Origin of the sequence: Sediminitomix flava, assembly GCF_003149185.1 — a bacterium.
GTDB classification, from domain to species: domain Bacteria; phylum Bacteroidota; class Bacteroidia; order Cytophagales; family Flammeovirgaceae; genus Sediminitomix; species Sediminitomix flava.
Window position 1 is genome coordinate 170,433 of the sequence record NZ_QGDO01000003.1, and the last position, 21,849, is coordinate 192,281.

General features: G+C 35.2%; 16 protein-coding genes. 15 read left to right on the top strand and 1 reads right to left on the bottom strand.

Annotated features, from left to right (window positions below):
- Nucleotides 1-28: 28 nt before the first annotated feature.
- The 14 genes from BC781_RS25415 to mog all read left to right on the top strand — a co-directional run bounded on the left by BC781_RS25415 (nt 29) and on the right by mog (nt 19,700).
- Nucleotides 29-799 (top strand): hypothetical protein, encoded by a 771-nt coding sequence (locus BC781_RS25415; protein ID WP_146201683.1) that lies wholly within the window; start codon nt 29-31, stop codon nt 797-799.
- 60 nt (nt 800-859) lie between these two features.
- The gene (locus tag BC781_RS12800; protein WP_109618299.1) at nt 860-1,285 is read left to right on the top strand and encodes a hypothetical protein; all 426 of its coding nucleotides are present in this window, start codon (nt 860-862) and stop codon (nt 1,283-1,285) included.
- An 82-nt stretch (nt 1,286-1,367) separates the two neighbouring features.
- Nucleotides 1,368-2,849, top strand: coding sequence for a 1-hydroxycarotenoid 3,4-desaturase CrtD (crtD, locus tag BC781_RS12805; protein WP_317047237.1), 1,482 nt, complete (start codon nt 1,368-1,370; stop codon nt 2,847-2,849).
- 22 nt (nt 2,850-2,871) lie between these two features.
- A complete protein-coding gene (locus BC781_RS12810; protein ID WP_109618301.1) occupies nt 2,872-3,531 on the top strand; it encodes a carotenoid biosynthesis protein in 660 nt (219 codons plus the stop codon).
- A 27-nt stretch (nt 3,532-3,558) separates the two neighbouring features.
- Nucleotides 3,559-6,840, top strand: coding sequence for a WG repeat-containing protein (locus BC781_RS12815; RefSeq protein ID WP_109618303.1), 3,282 nt, complete (start codon nt 3,559-3,561; stop codon nt 6,838-6,840).
- Nucleotides 6,833-7,408, top strand: a complete 576-nt coding sequence (locus tag BC781_RS12820) for a helix-turn-helix domain-containing protein (protein WP_109618305.1) — start codon at nt 6,833-6,835, stop codon at nt 7,406-7,408. The genes BC781_RS12815 and BC781_RS12820 overlap by 8 nt, the downstream gene beginning before the upstream one ends.
- Nucleotides 7,409-7,458: 50 nt before the next feature.
- Nucleotides 7,459-8,610 carry a T9SS type A sorting domain-containing protein gene (locus tag BC781_RS12825; protein WP_109618307.1) on the top strand — a complete coding sequence of 384 codons (1,152 nt, stop codon included), beginning with the start codon at nt 7,459-7,461 and terminating at the stop codon, nt 8,608-8,610.
- 570 nt (nt 8,611-9,180) lie between these two features.
- A complete protein-coding gene (locus BC781_RS12835; RefSeq protein WP_109618311.1) occupies nt 9,181-11,517 on the top strand; it encodes a TonB-dependent receptor in 2,337 nt (778 codons plus the stop codon).
- A gap of 9 nt (nt 11,518-11,526) precedes the next feature.
- A complete protein-coding gene (locus BC781_RS12840) occupies nt 11,527-12,609 on the top strand; it encodes an HmuY family protein (RefSeq protein WP_109618314.1) in 1,083 nt (360 codons plus the stop codon).
- Nucleotides 12,610-12,683: 74 nt separating this feature from the next.
- Entirely contained in the window at nt 12,684-17,411 is a 4,728-nt protein-coding gene (locus BC781_RS25650; protein ID WP_109618316.1) for a cobaltochelatase subunit CobN, read from the top strand.
- On the top strand, nt 17,404-18,099 hold the full coding sequence (locus tag BC781_RS12850; protein ID WP_109618318.1) for a hypothetical protein: 696 nt from the start codon (nt 17,404-17,406) through the stop codon (nt 18,097-18,099). The genes BC781_RS25650 and BC781_RS12850 overlap by 8 nt, the downstream gene beginning before the upstream one ends.
- Nucleotides 18,087-18,692, top strand: coding sequence for a MotA/TolQ/ExbB proton channel family protein (locus BC781_RS12855; protein WP_109618320.1), 606 nt, complete (start codon nt 18,087-18,089; stop codon nt 18,690-18,692). Before BC781_RS12850 ends, BC781_RS12855 begins: the two co-directional genes overlap by 13 nt.
- Nucleotides 18,661-18,990 carry a DUF2149 domain-containing protein gene (locus BC781_RS12860; protein ID WP_109618322.1) on the top strand — a complete coding sequence of 110 codons (330 nt, stop codon included), beginning with the start codon at nt 18,661-18,663 and terminating at the stop codon, nt 18,988-18,990. The genes BC781_RS12855 and BC781_RS12860 overlap by 32 nt, the downstream gene beginning before the upstream one ends.
- 176 nt (nt 18,991-19,166) lie before the next feature.
- The gene (mog, locus tag BC781_RS12865; RefSeq protein WP_109618324.1) at nt 19,167-19,700 is read left to right on the top strand and encodes a molybdopterin adenylyltransferase; all 534 of its coding nucleotides are present in this window, start codon (nt 19,167-19,169) and stop codon (nt 19,698-19,700) included.
- Between the two features lie 71 nt (nt 19,701-19,771).
- On the opposite strand, the gene BC781_RS12870 is transcribed toward mog, so the two are convergent.
- Nucleotides 19,772-20,245 carry an Lrp/AsnC family transcriptional regulator gene (locus BC781_RS12870; RefSeq protein WP_109618326.1) on the bottom strand — a complete coding sequence of 158 codons (474 nt, stop codon included), beginning with the start codon at nt 20,243-20,245 and terminating at the stop codon, nt 19,772-19,774.
- A gap of 165 nt (nt 20,246-20,410) precedes the next feature.
- On the opposite strand from BC781_RS12870, the gene BC781_RS12875 reads away from it, so the two are divergent.
- The gene (locus BC781_RS12875; RefSeq protein ID WP_109618328.1) at nt 20,411-21,805 is read left to right on the top strand and encodes a type III PLP-dependent enzyme domain-containing protein; all 1,395 of its coding nucleotides are present in this window, start codon (nt 20,411-20,413) and stop codon (nt 21,803-21,805) included.
- Nucleotides 21,806-21,849: the final 44 nt, after the last annotated feature.

Consider the following 21,849-nt stretch of genomic DNA (forward strand, 5'->3'; position numbering starts at 1 on the left):
ATATACTATATACTACTAAGGCAGACTTATGAAAAGATTACTAATTCCATTTTTTTTCTTAGCGCTTGTTTTCTCAAGCTGTCAGAGTAAAAAGAATCCCATTTTAAATTACAAAGAACTTAAAATTGAAAGTGCTTCACAACAAATTGGAGATGTGAAAGTGACTTGTGTGAAGTATTTTAATCAAGAAAATAGCTTAGTGAAGTTGTTTGCATCTTACCATTCTAGCTATAAAGATTCTGAATACAAATTCTTTTTTGATGAAAGTGGAAACTCTCTTCTAGCAACTGAAAATAAAGAATTACAGCGTTTATGTGGGAGAGGGGCTACAAGCTGTTTTAAGGAGATAAAGAATACTTATGATGGAGAAAATATTCAGCGTTCAAGGATTCGTCAATTAGAGTTTTCACCTAAAAATATACCTGATTTAGATACGCTAAAGTTTACGGAGAATACCAAAAAGAGTAGCATGCTTCAAGATCATGATCAGCTTCAGCTAAAAAAAATAAAACTGGAGACGGGGCAGATGTACTTTAAAAAAGTTAAGTTTTACGAAGGACGTTATAAATACTTTGCTGATGCTGCGATTTTTGAGTGTTGTGAAACAGGTAAAATCTATGCGGTATCATCTTATGAGTTAGAGAAAGAATACCTTAAGTTGGGCGCTCAAGCTGAATTTGTCTATGCTACTTTTGTAGCACAAGAAAAAAAGAGAGCAGAAGGTGAAGAAGGTCGTCTTGAAATATTGGAAGTTCAAGAACTTATTGAGCTAAACAAATCCAAACCTTGCCAAGAATAATTTAACCACTCATATTGAGAAGGCTTAGTAGTGATACTAAGCCTTTTTTATTCATCTTTTATGAGTGTAATGGAGTGGTATTTCCCGATAACTATCCTTCCTGGAATAGGCATGATCATTATGTCTACCGTTAGTCAGATTGTGAGTTTGAGTACAGAAATTGAAAAATTCTTGAACTCACCTTGTAATAAGTTTCAAAGTGAAATTGCCGAAAAGAAAATAAAACAATTAGGTCTTTTGACTCGAGCATCGGTATTGTTGTACATATCTGCAGGTTTTTATGTACTATCAGGAATATTAGCTGTCTTTTTTCATGAGGTAGAAAATGAGCATATTCCAAGCTATGTGTTGATTTTGGGTTCCTTTTTCTTTTTTGTAGCGATTACACTATTGATTCTTTTCGCATTTAAGGCAGTCGGAATTCGAAGAACACAGTTCAAGTATAACCAAGAAAAGAATTTAGCAAACCCAAAATCAATGGATTAAATATTTGACTCCATTAAAAAATCAAAATCAAAAAACTTAAATTGTGTGAGCTAGTTTTAATTTCGATCAAAGATTTTTTTGAATGATGAAAGCTCAAACAAACATTCATATAGTAGGTTCTGGTGTTGCGGGTATTGCTGCCTCAATCAGATTAGCTCTAAAAGGCCACAAAGTAACCGTATTCGAAAGACATGATAAAGTTGGTGGTAAACTAGATGAGTTTCAGGAAAAGGGTTATCGTTTTGATATGGGCCCTTCTCTTTTGACTAAGCCATACCTCATTGATGAATTATTTGAATTGGCAGGTCGAAAATCCACATTCAAATACCAGCAGCTACCCATTGTTTGTAAGTACTTTTTTGATGATGCAACAAAACTAAATGCTTATGCAGAATCTGAAAAGTTTGCGAATGAAGTAGAAGAAAAATTGGGTGTACCAGCTGATGTCATTTCTGATTATTTGAAATACAGTCAGAATATAGATCAAAATGTAGGTGATATTTTTCTTACAAAATCGTTACATAAGCTAGAAACTTTCTTAGACCCTAAAGTACTGAAAGCATTAGTCCGAACTCCGCAGTTCGATGTTTTCACGAGTATGCATGAAGCTAATGAACGTAGACTAAAACATCCTAAACTAGTTCAACTGTTTGATCGATATGCTACTTACAATGGCTCAAATCCTTATAAAGCTCCTGGTATTTTAAATATCATTCCAAGTTTAGAATTTACAGAAGGTGCATTTTTCCCTCTTCATGGGATGAGAGATATTGTAAATCAACTTCATGAATTAGCAACTTCTCTGGGAGTGGAATTCAAACTCAATGAGGGTGTAGATGAGATTCTACTTTCAAACAATAAAGTGATTAGTGTAAAAACAGACAAAGATGAATACACTACTGATGCTGTTTTTAGCAATATGGATGTTTACCCTACCTACAGAAAATTATTGCCAAAAGCCAAAGCACCAGAAAAAGCATTGGCACAAGAACGTTCATCTTCTGGTTTGATATTTTATTGGGGTATGAAAGGTTTGAAGTCAGAACTTGATGTTCATAATATTTTCTTCTCCATTGATTATAAGGATGAATTTGATCATCTTTTTGAGTATAAAAAAGTGACTGATGACCCTACGGTTTATGTTCATATTAGCTCAAAAGAAGTAGCTTCAGATGCTCCAGTAAATTCAGAAAACTGGTTTGTGATGATCAATGTCCCTGCAAATAATGGTACACAAGATTGGGATGAAGTCATTCAACGAAGTCGAAAAAATATAATTCAAAAATTAGAAAAATCTTTGGGCTATAATATCGCAGATCATATCGAAGTTGAGCGAATTCTTGACCCTAGAAGTATTGAACAAAATACCGCTTCTTGGCAAGGAGCACTTTACGGTAGTAGTTCAAATGATCGAATGGCAGCATTTTTAAGGCACCCAAATTTCTCATCAAAAATCAAGGGATTATACTTCTGTGGAGGAAGTGTTCATCCTGGTGGTGGAATTCCATTGTGTTTACTATCAGCAAAAGTAAGTACCGATATAGCACTTAAAGAATACTTATAAGAATTAAACTAGCAAATACAGTATGTCATTTATAAATCAGATATCATTGTCCAATAAGCTAAATAAAGTAATACCAAGTTTATTCATTTTTTATAGTGTTGGTATTGTAGGGATGTATGCTTTTGCTTCACTTTTTCAAGACTTAACACCTATGACTTTGGTGATGACTTTGGGGTTACTGCTCATTTATCATCCTGCTTATAATTTGAAGCTCGTAATAGCTTTAATTCTTGTATTCTTAGGTGGTTATGGCGTAGAGGTTCTTGGGGTTAAAACTGGAGTGATTTTCGGCGAATATGCTTATGGGGATACATTAGGTTTTGCTTTGTTTGATGTTCCTCTTATGATGGGGGTAAATTGGGTTCTGATGGTTTATACTACCGCTTGTGTAGTTGAACAATTCTCAAATAAATGGTGGACAAAAGCTATTTTTGGTTCTGCTCTGATGGTATTAACAGATTATTTTATGGAGCCAGTAGCGATGCGGTACGACTTTTGGAATTGGGCAGATGCAACTATTCCATTTCAAAACTATTTGGCTTGGTACATTTTTGCATTTCTTTTTCACCTTGTGTTCTACTTCCTAGTTCCCAAAATCAATAATCAAATAGGGAAATGGGTGTGGTTAGCAATGGCATTCTTCTTCGGAAGTTTATACTTGCTGATCCAAGTTGGCGCATAATTTTATGATCGCAAGAAAACGTATACTATGAGAGTTTATCACTTTATTTTTCTATTTTTTTTATCATTGGTTGCTTCTGCACAAGATTATTTTCCTGTTGTGAAAGACGGGAAATGGGGAGCAATCGATAAGACTGGAAAAGTAATTATACCTTTTACTTACAAACATCTTTCTTCTTTTAATATTCAAAATTTAGCCATTGCAGAAACTGAAAATGGTAAAGGCGTTATCAATCATCTCGGAAATGAAATCTTACCTTTTTCATTTCAGAAAGTTCAGACTTTATCAAATGGGCAGGCTATTGTATGGGAGAATTTTAAGGTAGGAGTGGTCACTCTTGAAAATAAAGAAATCATTAAACCTTCTTTTGATGCAATAACTTTTGAAACAGAAGGTATTTATAGGTTGTTAAAAGATGGGAAATTTGGGTTGTCAAAATCTGATGGAGAAATCATTTTACCAACGGAATATCTTTCTATTGAAAGTTTAGGGCAAAAAAATATTGCTAGAATAAATAAAGAAAATAAGTATGGCTTAGTGAATAGCTTGGGAGAGTTAATTGCAGAACCAAAATATGATAAAATCCTTTTTGAAGAGGATCTAATATTAGGGCATATCGGAAATGCTAGGACAAGATTTATTCTAGATGACAAAGGTGAGTTGCTAGAAACAAATGAATTCGTCAATCAGAAAGCCTTTGAACTTGCTCAGAAAAAGATTTTGGCAAAAGTACTGGCTGAGAAAGCTAAGACTAATCCTGATATCAAGAAATTGAGATGGATGAAGAAAGGAGGTGTTTTTACACTTGAGAATGCTTTAGGTAGCAATGTTCTTTCGGGAAAGCAGTTTTATTGGGTAAATGAGGATGAAAAGACAGCTCTTTCTATGGCAAAAACAGTTGACCATGAAGGAACAGAAGAATTATTCTTGATTGATGGAAATGCTGGAAAAATACTATTCAAGAAAAAAGATCTCATTGATTTTGTGGTAACTGATTTTGCTGAAAGCAACTGGGCGAGGTGTGCAGATGACACAACATGGGATGCCGTTATTAGCAAAGAAGGTGAGTTGGTAAAAGCTTTTCAAGTTGAGGGGAAAGAACTTCGAATTAAAGATATTGGAGAGTATAGAGAAAGGAAAGCTTGGATAAAATTCTCGAATGATAAATATGGATTCCTAGACGAAAATGCAGATATTCTTATTCAACCTACTTTTGAAAGAGCGGGTGATTTTTATAAAGGTCTAGCTGTTTTCAGAAATGATAAAAAGTTTGGAGTTATAAATGCTAAAGGAGAGGTTGTAGTAAAACCAACTTATGTAAGCATTTCAAATCTTGAAGATGGGTTATTTAGAGTAAAGAATGAGGATGGACTTTGGGGGGCTATCAATTCCAAAGGGCAAAACATAATTCCTTTCAAGTATAATGAAATGGGCTCTTTCAAAAATGGAAAAGCGTATGTGATAGAAGATGGACTTTTCGGTTTAGTAAATAATAAAGGGCACTTACTATTCTCTCCTCAGATTGATTGTGATTTTATGGGAGAATTTAAGAATGGAATTGCTCCAATTTATAAGGGAAAATACACGATTAATAGAGGCAAAGAACCTGTAGTTCGTTACCGTACTCAAGGATTTATTAAAGAAAATGGTCAGATTCTAGTTGAGCCAGTTTATAGCAGTATTAACAAATTTGAAGAGATTTGGGCGGCAAAACGTGGGATAGCTAGAATTGTGAAGGGCAGGTCTATTGGTTATATCAACTACAACGGTAATATTGTTTTAGATGCAATTTATGAAAGGGTTGAGAATTACGAAGAAGTATGGGCTGAAAACCGAGGATTAGCAAGAGTCAAAAAAGATGGATTGATTGGTTTTGTAGATTATAACGGTAATGAAGTTTTGCCTATCCGTTATCAAGGAGTGACTGAAGACTTTAAGCAAGTTTGGAAAGCCCAATCAGGTTTGGCAAAAGCGAAGATGAATGACCGATATGGATTCCTTAATTATAAAGGAGATGTTGTGATACCTTTTGCATACACTTCTGTAAGTGATCCGAAGGGAGGAATTATAATCGTTGAGCAAGATGGGAAATGGGGAGCTGTAGATGAGCAGAATAAAGAAATTCTTCCTATTAAATATTCGGGTGTGAAGTTTATAGAAAACACAAAACCACAATTACTTAAAGTTTATACGGATGCTGATGCAACTTACCGATTGAATGCGCAAGGCATGTTGGAACCAACTAATGTTAGTTCTGAAGAATTGGCTGAAGGAGGTTTAAGTCTTGGTTCTGGAAAATATAAGATTGTAAGAGACTACGATCAAAATGGTTTAGCTGTCGGTGAGATCACTAAGAAAGGACGAAAGTGGCAGGCACTTATCAACGAAGATGGAAAAGCGACTACAAAATTCCTTTATAAACGTATCGGTGAATTTTCAGAGGGTCTTGCTTATGTTCAGATTCAGTCAGATAAATCTTCTGAGCGTAAATATGGATTTATTAATCTTGAAGGAGAGCAAGTCATTCCATGTACTTTCAAGAATGCACAAAACTTCTCAGATGGGCTAGCAGCTATCATGCAAAGAGGAAAGTGGGGGTATATAGATAATACGGGTAAGGTAATTCTTCAAGCCCAATTCAATAATGCGATGGCATTCTCAGATGGTTTTGCAGTCGTAAATGAAAAAGAAATCATAGATAGAAAAGGAGAAAAGGTTGGCAGTTTAATTAGTGAAGGAGAAATTTCTTCAAGCTTCAAAGAAAATAGAGCTGTGGTGACTTTAGCCAATGGTTTACAGTATCATATCCTTCCTACAGGTAAAGCTATCTATAAAGCCAAATTTGATGAAGTGACAGATTTCTATGGCGATTTTGCCTTTGCCAAAAAAGGAGAAATGTGGCAAATCACTCGCCAGAGAGATAAAAAGGAGACTTATCGTGTGCAGATGACCAAAAAGAAATATGGAGAATACATCAATAAATTTGGGAAGACTCGCTCAATAAAAACAGCTGATGGTCACGTACTGAAAGATATTAAGTTCGAGAAAGTAGAAGAAGGAACTTGGAGACTGATGACCAAAGATGGAGCTTATCCAAATGATGCTACTTTTAATGAATTAGGGCAAGATGATGAGGGTTTCTGGGTGAAGTTGAATAGATTTACAGGCGTTGTAAACGGACAAGGTGAATTTTTGGTGAAACCCGAATGTGAGATAGTCAAAAGAGTTTCTGAAGATGTTATAAGAGTAGAGAATCAAGGGAAGGTTAAGTACATGTCTACAAGTGGTGAATGGATTTGGAATGAATAATCAAGAGCAAAAAATATATATAAAGAATATGGTATGCCCTCGCTGTGTAAAAGCAGTGAGGGATATTTTTTCTAATTTGTCTATACCAACTCTTAGCATTGAATTGGGAGAGGTAGAAATTAATCATGAATTGACAGAGGATGAAAGATTAAAGCTTTCTGAGAAGCTGAAAGAGGAAGGTTTTGAACTCTTGGAAGATTCTCGAAAGCAATTGATCACTAAAATCAAAGGAATAATTATCCAGCATATTCATCATTCCGAAGAGGAAATGAAGGAGAATTTCTCAAGTTTATTGGAAAAGGAGTTAGGAAAAGAATACTCTTATTTATCTCACCTTTTTAGTTCTTTGGAGGAAACTACCATTGAGAAATATATCATCACTCAGAAAGTTGAGCGTATCAAGGAATTGATTATGTACGGAGAGCTGAGTATGAGTGAAATTGCTTATCAAATGGGCTATAGTAGTGTTCAGTACCTTTCAGGTCAATTCAAAAAGGTAACAGGACTGACACCTACAGCTTTCAAAAAACAATCTAATCAGACACGAAATTCTTTGGATAGTCTTTAGTGTTTGATCAGAATTTACTGTATCATTTTTTATTTACTAAATAGCAACTCATGAACATCATGAAAATGCAATCCATTTTTTGTATAATTCTAACTATTACTTCATTCGTTTTTTTACATCATAAAACTGATGCTCAATCTCGTTCAAATTATGAGTTTGAAATAAAGGAGATTTCCCCATTTCCTGCAGCTGTTCATGGTATGGCAGTTGCAAAAGATAGTACCTTGTATTTTTCAGATACATTTAAAGTCTACGGAAATCAAGAAGCAGTATATTCTTTGACTTATCCGTACACAGGAAATATTAAGTTAACAGGGATAAAAGGAGAGGGAGTTAGTGGTTTACTATGGATGGAGGATACCCTTTACGTAGCTTTTTTATATGAAAACATGATTAAAAGTTATGACAAAGACTTTAATGAACTTCAAACTTGGGCTGTTACTTCACCTTGGAATTTGACTCATAACGGTGAAAATGTTTTTGCGATTACCTATACTGGCTCAATTCTTAAACTAGGAGAGAGTGCTATAGAAGAACTTGTCAAAGACCTAGCACTCCCATTTGATATTGTGTATTCAAATAATAATTCATTTTTCGTTTCTGAACAAGTAGGAGTGGGCGTTTCAGGAAGAGTCAAAGAAATATCTCTTGAAGGAGAAGTAATCCAAACACTTCCTTTTGATTTTAAGAATCCTGAAGGTTTGGCAATAGATGACGATTCAAACATCTATATCAATGATACCGAAGCAGGAGAGATTTATCAGTACAGAAAAGAAGATGGAAGTCTAGCGTTAATCACAGATAAGTATGATTTACCAATCTGTATTACTGAAGGTGTAGATGGAAATATCTTGGTGAATACAAATCACAATAATGGTATATTACTGAATATTCAGATTTCTAAAAATAGTATAGAAACTATATTGGGAGGTTTTACTGAGTACAAAAATGGTATGAAATTAATTCCTAATCCTAGTAATGGACTTTTCCAGTTTACATTTACATTAGAAAAAACAGATTCTATTTCTATCAATCTTTATGATAACCATGGACGTATAGTGAAGAAATTAATAAGTCAGCAGTTGATGCAAAGAGGAAATCATGAACTTCAATTTAACCTAGCTGATTTGTCTCAAGGAATCTACCATTTAACATTAATTGGTCGAGAGTTTAATCATTCCACATCTTTAGTAATCGAATAAAAAGTACTTTTCTTTTTTTATTCAAAACCTACATAAGAGTCTTCATTCTTTTATGTAGGTTTTATTTTTATTTAAAAATTAAATGCGACACTGTTGCATATAATAAATAATCATTGTTACTTTACCAGTGTGAAAAGTGTAGCAAACATAGGAGTGAAGTTCTTCGTAGGGTTTTATATAGCCTTACCTTTCCTGTATATGTTACATGCCTTAGAACATCGTCATTTGCACCATGATGATGTCTCTCTTGAATTAGTTTTAGATCACAAAGACACAGACTGTGATCTTTGTGATCTTTTTTTCACGCGTGAATCAGGTATTGGTTCTCAAATTTTGAACATTATTGACGTCCTAGGTTGGGAGTCATTTGTTAATATTCATCGTATTTTTTTAAACAAGGGAGTATTCGTATTCAACCATTTACGAGGACCTCCCTTTGTTTAAATACTTCAGTATTGAATGGATTTTCGATAAGTACATGACAATAAATTACTATCTCATAATTAAATAAATTATCTGTTTAACAGCTAGAAAACAGACTAGGACCTGCTATCCTATATTTTAATAAGGATGAATACGAACAAATTAGTGGAATCTTATAGTTATAAGGTTCTGTTGGGCTTATGCGTGCTTTTCAGTGTCGCAATACAATCGCTATATGCCCAAGAACAGCAAACTAAAATCAGAGTAATCTCTACTGAAGATCAACTCCCTTTAGTAGGTGCGACAATTGTAACTGAAAATGCAAAGGGGAAAGGGTGGATTACAGATTTGAATGGTGAAGTAGTCATTGATATTCAAGAGAAAACTTTATTGATGATTTCATATCTAGGTCATCAGAGTATAAAAAAATGGGCGACTCCTTTTAAAACCCTAACGGTAAAACTAGAAGAGAACTTGAGTGACCTTGATGAGGTAGTTGTTACAGGAGCTTTCATTCCTACAACAGCTAGTAAGTCGTTATATCAAGTTAAAAAAATAGATTCAGATATCATTGAAGGGAAAGCAGCAGTAAATCTGAGCGATCTTTTACAAGGAGAATTGAATTTGAAAACCATTCAAGACGATGTACTGGGTACCCGAATTGTAATGCAAGGAATCTCTGGTCCTAATGTCAAAATGTTGATAGATGGAGTTCCTTTGGTTAATGGTGAAGGTGGAGAGTTTGACTTGAGTCAACTCAATTTGAATAGTGTTGAAAGAGTTGAAATTGTGGAAGGACCTTTGTCTGTGCAATACGGGACAAATGCTTTAGCTGGAACTATCAATATTATCTCTAAAAGTTATGAGAGTGAGGAGTATTTAGTAGCAAGTAATGCATATGTTGAAAGTGTTGGTCAATACAATGTAGATTTATCTTTGGCTAAAGGTTGGGAGAATTTTTCTGTAAGTGTAAATGGAGCCAGGAATCAGTTTAATGGATTTTCTTCTACAGGTGAGCGAAAACAAAACTGGAATCCTCGCACACAGTATATTACGGATATAAAGCTCAAAGCAAGATTGAAAAGGCTCAATATTACAGGTACTTACGGTCAGCTTTGGGAAAATGCAATAGGTCAAGGGAATGCGACTACTGCCTTCAATCAGCATACGAGTAAACTCTCAGAAATTGCAAGTGATAGCTATTACAATACGCAAAGGGTAAATGCTTCTTTGACGCTTGATGGAGCAATAACAGACAAGCAATACATCAATATTGTGAATGGAATATCTACCTACACAAGAGGATCGACTAGATATATTCAAGATGTAATTGATGATATGAAGTGGAAAAGTTCTAGACCAAGTGATCATGACACAACAACTTATTCGACGATCACATCAAGAGGAACTTATGTAATCGGAGATAATCAGAATGACGAAGGCGTTTTTCTGACAATGGGTTATGAGGTCAATATGAACCAAGCAGAAGGGGGGAGAATCAGTGAGAATGCAGAAAGTCATCTCAATGAATATGGATTGTTTTCAGCAATAGAAATTCCTATTGGTGAACATTTTAAAGTACAGCCTGCATTGAGGTTTATCCATAGTGATGGTTACGATACGAAGAAAATCAACTTCCTAAATGCAAATCTACCAATTCTACCATCATTGAATTTGATGTATGATTTTAATAAAAATCTAAAGGTACGTTTTGCATATGGAATGGGCTACCGTACTCCATCGGTTCGAGAACGTTATTATGAGTTTATAGATGCCAATCATTATATCGTAGGAAATACAGATTTATCGCCAGAATTGGGAAGTAATTTTAATACTTCACTGACTTGGACCAAAAAGATTTCTTCTTTAAAGCTAAGCTTAACACCTACTGTTTTCTTCTCGAAGATTGACAACAAAATAGAATTAGTACAGATTCTTGACCGGAATACTCTTCCAGAAGAAGTGCCTAAAAGTGTACCTGTTGCAAGGGTTTATGAGAATATCCCAAACTTTAAATCTTACGGTTTCAATCTAGCAGCTTCATTGAATTGGAGAAAAAGGTTAGAGTTGAATCCTGGAGTAAGTCTTTTAGCGCGTTCCGGGAGTGAAGCAGATGATAATTTCTATCAGAGTTATGAAGCCAACTTGAACGGAAGCTACAATTGGCACGAAAAAAATATAAGATTCAACATTTTCTATAAATACAATGGTAAAATGTCTGAGTTCTCTAAAAATGAAGATGGTAGTATAGGTGTCCTCACTTTGGACGACTACAACACTATGGATTTTACCATTTCAAAACTCTTCTTAAAGCAAAATATTACGCTAACAGCTGGAGCTAAAAACTTATTTGATATCACCGATATCGGCTTGGATGGAGATGGGAGTAAAGGTTTAGTTCTTCAGACAGGACGAGAGGCTTTTTATCCTATTAGCTGGGGACGTAGCTTTTTTATAAAAATTAATTATACGATTTCAAACTAGATTAGAAAGATGAACATTCAAAAATTTTCTTTAATCGCTTTATTATTTTCAGCTCTTTTTTTGACAAGCTGTGAGGATGAAGATACGAATACAAACCCTGACAATCCACCATTACTAGGTTCTACTTTAACCGCTGAAATGGGGAGTAATCTTGCATACCAAGTTTATGTAGACCTAAGTACAGGTGAAATGACAAAAGTTGCTACAAACTCATGGGATTTAGCTATCGAAAACTCAAATAAAAGAATTCGTACAAATACAGCTAAAAAAGTAAGTGCAGCTACTCCTGTAGAAGATAGTTTTGTAGATGTTTCTTCTGATGAAGGCTTACAGTATTTCTATGATGCAGAAGATGGAGATTTAGATAAAACAGCCTTAGCTGGTTGGGAAGAGAGCCGTCCTTACATCTTGGATTTAGGAATTGATGAAAATGGAAATGCTTTAGGTAAAATCAAATTTGAGATCGCTGCGGTTAATGATACACAAGTGACAATCAAGTTTGCTAGCCTAGATGGTTCAGATGAACAAGAAACAACTTTTGATTTAGATACAGATAAAGACTTTACATACTTTTCATTCATAAATAATAAGTCAGTAAGTGTTGCTCCTAAGAATTGGGATATTATGCTTTCTGCAGTAACAGTAAGAACAGGAGCTCCTTGTGCCGCTATGGGACCAGCAGCAGTTCCTGGTATAAACTGTGATATTTACAGATTGACTGCTTCTACAGTTAGTAATAATTATGCAGGTGTATCTGTTGCTAAAGATGATCCTTACGCTCACTTGGAAGTAAATGATGACCCTGAGTCAGAGCGTAATCAGTACGGAATTGAGGAAAGTAACTATGATGATTTAGTACTAGCAGATTACGATAAACTTTCACCAAGTTCTGCAGCAAATGCAATTGGTCGTTCATGGTTGTACATTTTGGCTCCACACAGCAGTGGAATTTTTAAAGTATATGACTTTGTAACGTATTTGGTGAAAGATGTAGATGGAAATCATTACAAACTCCGTTTCCTTGCTTATAAAGGTGGAGGTAATGCAGAAAATGGTTATCCAACATTCGAATACTCATCGCTTGAGGATTAAACTACAACAAACATATTTCAGTTCACTGCAAGGGTGGAGTTAATACTCCATCCTTTCTAAGTTTCTCTCTATTTATGAAATCAAAATTCTCGATCTGGAAAAAATTGGGCATAGGAGCATTTCTGATCATACTTATCGGATTTGCTTATTTTTATTATGCCAAAAATGTAAGTCCTACCAAAGTTGCTTTCATCAACTATCAAGGTTTTCAACTTTCAAGAATCAATAAATCGAACACTAATTCATGGATTCAGATCGATGAATTGAAACTCGATGAATTAGACAAAGCAAGAGATTACAAAGCTATTTTTCTTTTCGGAAGAGGCTTCCAGATGTCTCCCGAAGAAAAGCAACAACTCGAAAATGCGGGTTATAGTGGTGTGCATCTTTTTATGGAAGCTGCTACAAATCCAAATGTAGATGTGACCAATTTGAAAGGTTCTCATCTAGATATGATTACGGACTATTTCAAATTTGGAGGTACGCAAAACTACAATAGTATGCTTACCTATGTTCGTCAAAATTTGGACGGTAAAAAATGGTTTATAGAAACGCCAAAAGCACCTCAGCCAATTCCAAATGATGTATTTATTCATTTGGATGAAGATAAACTCTTCACAGAATTTCCTGCCTACGATACTTACCTAAAAGAAAATGGTTTTCACAAAGAGGGACAGCCAAAAGTGGCTCTGATCACTTCTGTACCCGGGCCATTTAATGCCAACAGAGATCATATTGATGATTTGATCGGAATGTTGGAACAAAGAAATTTAAATGTGTATACGATCAGTGCCGCCACAAAACGATTAGAGTTTTTGAAAGCGGTTGATCCCGATTTAGTGATCTTGATGCCTCATGGAAGACTCACACTTGGGCAATCAGAAGAGGCAATTGCTTGGCTGAAAGAGAAAAATATACCGATGCTTAGTCCATTGAGTGTATTCCAAGAATATGAAAAATGGGTAGATGATCCACAAGGTTTTGATGGCTCATTACTTTCGATGAGTGTGGTACTTCCAGAGCTAGATGGTGGAATTAATCCTTATGCAATCATTGCTCAATACAAAGATGAAAACGGTTATCTGAGCTTTCAAGTTGTTCCAGAACGATTACAAAAGTTTGGTGATATGGTGGAAGATTTTCTTCTGCTGAAAAAGAAAGAAAACAAGGAAAAAAAAGTAGCGATTTATTATTTCAAAGGTCCTGGTTTGAATTCGATGGTAGCCGCAAACATGGAAGTAGTTCCTTCACTTTTTAATACGCTTAAAGAGTTGAAAGCAAATGGCTACAAAGTTGACAATTTGCCCAATTCTTCTGATGAACTTTGGGAAATGATCAAAAAGCAAGGGGCGGTTTTAGGACCCTACGCCAAAGGTGCTTTTGATACGTATTTGAAAGAAGGAAATCCTGCTCTTGTCGATACAGATACGTATGAATCTTGGGTAGAAAAAGATCTCAAATCAGAAAGTTATCAAGCTGTAGTAGAAAAATATGGAAAAGCACCAGGTGAGTATTTATCAACTTCTGAAGGGGATAAAGACTATTTAGCTGTTGCCCGATTGGAATTTGGAAATGTAGCCCTTTTACCTCAACCTTTATCTGGAGTTGGGAAAGATACCTTCAAGTTGGTACACGGAGCTAAAGTAGCACCTCCACATCCTTACATTGCTTCCTATTTATGGACAAGAAATGAATTTAAAGCAGATGCTATTATTCATTTAGGAACTCATGGAAGTTTAGAATTTACTCCGGGTAAGCAAGTCGCACTTTCGGGATACGATTGGACAGATGCATTGATTGGTACAACGCCACATTTTTATATTTACACAATCAGTAATGTAGGCGAAGGAATCATCGCAAAGCGAAGAAGTTATGCAACCACTTTAAGTTATCTGACTCCTCCATTTATGGAATCAGAATTGACAGGGGATTTGAAAAAATTGAGCGATCAATTAAATACTTTTTCTCTGACAAAAGGCGCTGTAAAAGAGGAATACAAAAAAGGGATTACAAAACTAGCTCAGAAGCTAGAATTGCATAAAGATTTAGCACTTGACAGTGTCAATACTTTTTCTGAGGATGAACTGTTCAAACTTTCGAATTATGTAGAGGAAGTCAGAAATTCTAAAGTAACAGGTGGATTGTACACACTTGGTAATGCTTACAATCAAGATCAGAAGAAAAATACGGTCTTGTTAATGGCTTTAGATCCGATAGCATATAGTTTGGCAACATTGGATAAAATAGAAGGAAAAGTAAGTCAAAAACAATTGGATGATGCGCTTTTCTTTGATAGACAATACAGACAAAAAGCTAAAAAATTGATTGAAAAAGTTCTTTATCAAGGGCAGAATTCTACACAAGTTTTAGAGCAGTATATATCTAAAAGTGATTTAGAAAAAGCTAAGGCATGGGTGTTGAAAAACAAAGGAATGTCTGATGCAGAAATCATTAAAGGATTTATCGGAATGGGGACAAAGTCTGCGAAGAAAAAACATCCTCATGCGGCTAAAAAGAAGTCAAATCAAGTAGGTCAGAAGGAAATTGACGAATTGAAACGCTTAGTGATTGCGATTTCTCCATACCCAGAACGTAAAGATTTTATTCTCAATCTGAAATCTGATAAACAGTTCAAACAAAGCTCTGGAATTCTTGACCCTCAAACTTTAGAAAAAGCGAAGAAGATTGCGAAAGCAATTCCTGCTATGGCTAAAGCAATTGAAATAGGACAACAAGAAGATGTGTTCCGACTGCTCAAAATGATGCAAAAAGAACCTTTGCGTCAGATGACTTTCAAATTGATGGAAGATGAGAGTTTAGCAGAGCAAGTAGCACAAGAGAAAATCAAAAAAGAAGAGGAGTTACTCGCCCAATTTTCAGATGCTAAAAATGTACGTACGCTTCAGTATGTAAGTCCAAGAACAAAGCTTCCTTTTGAGCAAAAAGAAGTACTCATGGCACTTCCTAAAACGCTTAAGATGTATCAAAAGAATTGGGATTTTATTATTGAAAAGAATTCGGAAGCACTTTCAGTATATACTTCTAAAGAAGGATTTAAAGAACAACTTTCGTTAAGTATTGAGCGAATTGAATTGGTGATTTCAGAACTCAATCGTAAAGAAGCTGAATGGGTAAAAGCTGTTTTGGCTATCGAAGAGAATGTAAATAGCATTAAGCATTATGAGCAAAGTTTAGCCATTAGTACAGCTGCAGAGACGCAAGCAATTCTAAATGGTTTGAATGGTGGATATATCGCTCCATCTTCGGGAGGTGACCCAATCACGAATCCTGCAACGGTACCAACGGGTAGAAACTTGTATTCGATTGATGCGCAAAAAACACCTTCTCCAGAGGCTTGGAATGTTGGAAAAGATCTAGCTAAAAACTTATTGAGTACACATTTCAAAAAGCATGGTAAATATCCTCAAAAGATCAGTTTTACACTTTGGCCAGGAGATTTCATCGAAACAGAAGGAGCAATGGTTGCTCAAATATTTTATCTATTAGGAGTAGAACCTGTTCGTGATCCTTTCAAAAGAGTAATGGATATTCGTTTGATTCCTGAAAAAGAATTGGATAGACCTCGAATTGATGTAGTTGTGCAAACGGCAGGACAATTCCGTGATTTGGCAGCTTCTAGAATGTATTTGATCAATAAAGCTGTTGCGATGGCTGCTGAGGCAAAAGATACCCAAGAGAATTTTGTCAAAAAAGGAGTTTTAGATGCTGAAAGATATATGAAAGAAAATGGTCTTTCTCCAAAACAGGCCAGAGAATGGGCTACTCAACGTGTATTTGGAGGACAGAACAATACCTACGGAACAAATATCATGGGTATGGTAGAAGATGGAAGTGGTTGGAATGATGAAGCCGAGATTGCGGAAACTTACCTCAATAATATGGGCGCAATCTATGATAAAGGGGAGAATTGGGGCGCATTCCAAAAAGGTGTATTTGAAGCTGCTCTTCAAAATACTGAAGTTGTCGTTCAGCCAAGAGAAAGTAATACTTGGGGTGGTCTGAGCCTCGATCACGTATATGAATTTATGGGTGGACTGAGTATGGCTGTTAGGCATGTCACAGGAGAAGATCCAGATGCATATTTCAATGATTTTAGAAATCCTTCTAAAGCCAAAGTACAAGATTTGAAAGAAGCACTTTGGGTAGAAGCACGTTCGACCTTGTTGAATCCGAAATACATCAAAGAATACATGAAAGGTGGTGCTTCTTCTGCCGAATCTTTTGCCGAGACTTTCCGAAATACTTATGGTTGGAACGTAATGAAGCCAAAGGAAATTGATAATTCATTGTGGAATAATCTGTATGATGTTTATGTGGAAGATCAACTTAATCTGAATGTACAGGCGTTTTTCGAAAGAGAAAATCCTTATGCCTTAGAAGAAATGACAGCTGTAATGCTTGAGACAATTCGGAAGGGATATTGGAAAGCAAGTGAGCAGCAAATTGCAAAGCTTTCAGAATTACATACCGAACTTATTCAAAAGCATAATGCAGGATGTAGTGGATTTGTATGTGACAATACAAAACTGAAAAGCTTTATCTCTGAGCAGTTATCAGAAGAAAACCAACAAGCTTATGCTTCGGCATTAGAAAAAGTAAGAGAAGTACAGACAGAAGTGGAAGGAATGGTATTGGAGAAAGAAACATTGCAAGCTGATGAAACAAATGATCAGCCAAAGAATGCGGAAGAATCTTCCGATCAGACTATTCTTTTCCTACTTATCGGAATCGTGGCTGTAGTGATTTTTGTAGTAGCTGCAAAACGAGTGAAAAATGGCTAATCTTATCATTTTAGTCCAGTTTGCTTTTCTACTTGCTTTTACGACTTCGGTTGTACAAATGAGTTTATGGAAAATGAAATTACGTATGCTAGTAGCTTTACTACTAGCATGCATTTCTTATCTATCATTTGAATGGCTTCTGGATTTTAGTACCAAACAAATAGATCAATGGATTGGACAAAATATTCAGCTACTTTCAACGATTAGTATTGCAGAAGCAATGTTATTTTTTGCTTTTAGCATTCTTCAACTAAAGCAAGAATCTGGTTACAGGCTAAAGAAGGTTTTAAGGCTTATTCGTTTTTACCCAAGTATTCTTTTGCTAGGTGGAATTCTATATTTTCAAAGTAAAATTTTTTACAGTTTTGATGGTATTGAATACCAGTATCTAGCCCTAGCTTTCGGCTTATCGATATTCATCTCAATTGGCTTGATTCCAATGATGCTGAAGTATGCACATTTACCAAAGCAATTAAGAATTGAGTTGATCTACCTATTTCAAATTGCTCAGTTTTTCGCAGGAGTCTGTATGCTTATTTTGAGCCAATCTCAAAAGGAATTGGTCAAGATTAATGAATATGAATTAGCCCCTTTTATAGGCGTCTGTGTACTTACTGTCGTTCTTTTTATAGTGGGGTGGATTGGATACAAATTCAAGGATAAACTACAAACCAAATGGAAATTCTAAATCAAATATTATACTGGATCTCCACAGGACTGATGATTCCTGTAATGTTGATCTTATGTTTTTTCTTTATCAGAGCATTATTGGCTATCGGAGGATTTTACGGACTTTATCAGAAACAATTGAAGTCTAGAAAATTCTTGGATGAATATCTACTTCAAATTGAGCGAAAAGGTATAGAGCGTTCGGAACTAGAAGATGATACAATGATTTCTTCATTTGTAGAGAAATTGATCAACAGTAGGTCTGCTGTATTCAGAGATAAAGTTTTGGATGATTATGAAATTGAAATGTCAAGAAAATTGACAAGTTCAAAACGCATGTCAAAGTTAGGTCCTGTATTAGGACTTTTAGGAACATTGATACCCATGGGCCCAGCCTTGGTTGGTTTGGCTTCTGGAGATATTGGATCAATGGCTCAGAATATGCAAGTTGCTTTTTCTACTACGGTAGTGGGGTTGGTGGTAGGAGCGATTGGTTTCTTACTTACTGAAATCAAACAAGGATGGTTTGCTAAAGAACTTTCTAATCTTACTTACATCGCAGATTTAATCACAGAAGAAAATGAGAAGAAGAAAGAACAAATTCTTAACTGAAAGCACCGATGATCCTATTGCTTTGGTTGCCAATCTATTTGATGTATCCATGGTTTTTGCCGTAGCTCTGATGGTTGCATTAGTTACTCGTTTCAATATGACAGAAATCTTGACCCAAGAAGATTTTACAATGGTGAAAAACCCTGGGAAAGAGAATATGGAAATCATTACGAAAAAGGGGAAAGAAATCAATCGTTACAAACAGAATCAGACTAAGGGTAAATCAAATAAAAAAGGCAAACGTGTAGGTACAGCTTATGAGTTGGAAAGTGGTGAAATCATTTATGTACCCGAATAGAAATCATAAAATATGTCTAAGTCCAAATTAGAATAAAAACTAGTTTGGGCTTTTCTATTTATACTATATCTTTCTGTTTGTTTTTAAAGTAAACCAAGCGAATACTTCATCTTACTTTATGCTTATAGCGAGGTGAAAACTTTAATACTGATATATAACTCTATATGAATTAAACTATGTCTATAGCTAAAATAGGAATCATAACAGTTAGTGATAGGGCGAGTGCAGGCGTATATGAAGATCTAAGTGGCAAAGCCATCATCGATACACTCAATGAATATCTGACATCTGATTGGGAAGAAGTATATGAAGTGATTCCCGATGAGCAAGCGATTATAGAAAGCACAATCATTGATATGGTCGATAATCAAGATTGCTGTTTAGTAGTCACAACAGGGGGTACAGGTCCAGCGAAAAGAGATGTGACACCAGAAGCCACAGAAGCTGTTTGCGATCGAATGATGCCCGGTTTTGGAGAGTTGATGAGGGCAGAATCTTTAAAATTTGTGCCTACAGCCATTTTATCAAGACAAACGGCAGGCTTAAGAGCTAGCAGTTTGATCATAAATTTACCAGGAAAGCCAAAGTCAATACGAGAATGTTTGGATGCTGTTTTCCCAGCAGTACCTTATTGTATTGATCTTATGGAAGGACCTTATTTAGTTTGTAATGAAGAGGTCATCAAACCTTTCAGACCAAAGAAGAAGTAATGAAAAAGCTCAAATTAGTTAGGTACTAGTTTGAGCTTTTAATTTTATTGATCTGATTATAAAAATCATTACTACAACCCAGTTTTATCTAAAATGATTTTAGTAGAGTACTTGATCTCCTCTAGTACAATTTGGCTTTCAATATCACTGATATTATGGATGGAAGAGAGCTCGTTTACAAGAAAATTTCGGAACTCTTGAATGTTTGAAAACCGAACCTTAGCCAAGAAGTCAAAACTACCTGAAGTGTGGTAAAATTCTACAACCTCTTTTAGTTTTTCCATACGTTTTACAAACTCATTTCTTTTTTCGGAGTGGTGGTCTTTGATCGTGATATTGATAAAAACAGTAATACTTTTTCCAATTAAATCAGCATCTAGAAGGGCTACATACTGTTTAATAATTCCTGATTGTTGTAGTTTTTTTATCCGTTCGTAGATAGGGGTAGTCGTTAGCGCAAACTCCGAAGCCAATTCTTTAGCTGTGATCATGGCATTTTCTTGGAGTTTTTCAAGGATTCTGATATCAATATCGTCTAGTTTCATTTAAAATATATGTCAATTACTTATTTGGTAGTAATTATTACTAAAATAATATTGTTATGCAAATAAATTCACTTTTGTATCTGAAATTTGGGGCTAAAATGACTAAATGTTAATTGTAATTTAGAACTTCAAAATACAACCTAGTGTTTGTATGAGTCGAAGCCAATGAAGAATAAATATAGAGACTTAATAGAGCAGACCTTTGACTTTCCTCAAGCAGAGTTTCAGCTAGCTGACAATCAACTTCATTTCCATCATATTGATTTGAATGCACTTGTAAAGAAGTATGGAACACCCTTCAAGTTTTCATATTTACCTGTGATCGGTGAAAAGATTGATTTATGTAGACAGTGGTTTCAGAACGCATTTGAAGAGCATAATTATAAGGGGAAATACCATTATAGCTATTGCACAAAAAGTTCTCATTTTGATTTTGTACTTAAAGAATGTCTCAAAAAACAAGTAAACATTGAGACATCATCAGCTTTTGATATTGATATTATCATTTACCTTTTCAATCAAGGTTTACTCAATGATGATATCTATGTTTTATGTAATGGTTATAAGACAAAGGAGTATATACTCAAGATAGCAGAGCTAATTGATTTAGGTTTTCATAGAATCATACCCATCATTGATAGTTTTGACGAGTTTGAAATTTTAGATGAAATGATCGATACTCCTCTGGAAATTGGAATTCGAATTGCATCTGAAGAAGATCCTAAGTTTGAGTTTTATACTTCTAGACTCGGTATTGGCTATAAGGATATTGTTCCTTTCTTCAAAAAAAGATTGAAAGGGCATCCGAAGTTTAAAGTTTCAATGCTGCATTTCTTCGTGAATACAGGAATTAGAGATAATGCCTACTATTGGAACGAACTTCGAAAATTCATAAATGTTTACACAGATCTGATTAAGGCGGATGCCCCAATTTGTCATCTAGATATTGGAGGTGGATTTCCCATAAAAAACTCTCTTGCATTTGAGTTTGACTATCAGTACATGATTACTGAAATCGTTGCTCAGATTAAGCAAGAAGCAGAAAGTGTCGGAGCAGAACATCCTAATATTTTTACGGAGTTTGGTTCATTTACTGTCGCAGAATCTGGAGGAACAATTTATTCTGTAGTGAATCAGAAGAAACAGAATGACAAAGAGCAATGGAATATGATTGATAGCTCTTTTATGACGACACTGCCAGACACATGGGCTATAAATAAACGCTTTGTAATGCTGCCGATAAATAGGTGGGGAGATAAATACGAACGTGTTTTTTTGGGTGGAATGACTTGTGATAGTGATGATTATTACAACTCAGAACAGCATATCAATGCTATTTATCTGCCAGAATTTAAAATGAATGATCCACTTTATATTGGCTTTTTCAATACAGGGGCTTATCAAGAATCTATTTCAGGATATGGTGGAATTAAACACTGTTTGATTCCTTCTCCAAAGCATATCATTATTGATAAAGATGAAAATGGAGCGTTTACAGATTATGTGTATCGAGAAGAACAAACAAGCCAAGATATGTTACAGGTATTGGGTTACAGGTAACATCAGAGTTTTAGAATGTTTGATTTATAATCTGTTTTTATAAT

Excerpts from the sequence above, each read along its gene's own strand:
- crtD (WP_317047237.1), top strand. The coding sequence starts at position 1,368 with ATGATGAAAGCTCAAACAAACATTCATATAGTAGGTTCTGGTGTTGCG.
- BC781_RS12835 (WP_109618311.1), top strand. The coding sequence starts at position 9,181 with ATGAATACGAACAAATTAGTGGAATCTTATAGTTATAAGGTTCTGTTG.
- BC781_RS12870 (WP_109618326.1), bottom strand. The coding sequence starts at position 20,245 with ATGAAACTAGACGATATTGATATCAGAATCCTTGAAAAACTCCAAGAA.
- BC781_RS12800 (WP_109618299.1), top strand. The coding sequence starts at position 860 with ATGAGTGTAATGGAGTGGTATTTCCCGATAACTATCCTTCCTGGAATA.
- BC781_RS12850 (WP_109618318.1), top strand. The coding sequence starts at position 17,404 with ATGGCTAATCTTATCATTTTAGTCCAGTTTGCTTTTCTACTTGCTTTT.
- BC781_RS12820 (WP_109618305.1), top strand. The coding sequence starts at position 6,833 with ATGAATAATCAAGAGCAAAAAATATATATAAAGAATATGGTATGCCCT.
- BC781_RS12875 (WP_109618328.1), top strand. The coding sequence starts at position 20,411 with ATGAAGAATAAATATAGAGACTTAATAGAGCAGACCTTTGACTTTCCT.
- BC781_RS12860 (WP_109618322.1), top strand. The coding sequence starts at position 18,661 with ATGAGAAGAAGAAAGAACAAATTCTTAACTGAAAGCACCGATGATCCT.
- BC781_RS12855 (WP_109618320.1), top strand. The coding sequence starts at position 18,087 with ATGGAAATTCTAAATCAAATATTATACTGGATCTCCACAGGACTGATG.
- BC781_RS12840 (WP_109618314.1), top strand. The coding sequence starts at position 11,527 with ATGAACATTCAAAAATTTTCTTTAATCGCTTTATTATTTTCAGCTCTT.
- BC781_RS25650 (WP_109618316.1), top strand. The coding sequence starts at position 12,684 with ATGAAATCAAAATTCTCGATCTGGAAAAAATTGGGCATAGGAGCATTT.
- BC781_RS12815 (WP_109618303.1), top strand. The coding sequence starts at position 3,559 with ATGAGAGTTTATCACTTTATTTTTCTATTTTTTTTATCATTGGTTGCT.
- mog (WP_109618324.1), top strand. The coding sequence starts at position 19,167 with ATGTCTATAGCTAAAATAGGAATCATAACAGTTAGTGATAGGGCGAGT.
- BC781_RS12810 (WP_109618301.1), top strand. The coding sequence starts at position 2,872 with ATGTCATTTATAAATCAGATATCATTGTCCAATAAGCTAAATAAAGTA.
- BC781_RS12825 (WP_109618307.1), top strand. The coding sequence starts at position 7,459 with ATGAACATCATGAAAATGCAATCCATTTTTTGTATAATTCTAACTATT.
- BC781_RS25415 (WP_146201683.1), top strand. The coding sequence starts at position 29 with ATGAAAAGATTACTAATTCCATTTTTTTTCTTAGCGCTTGTTTTCTCA.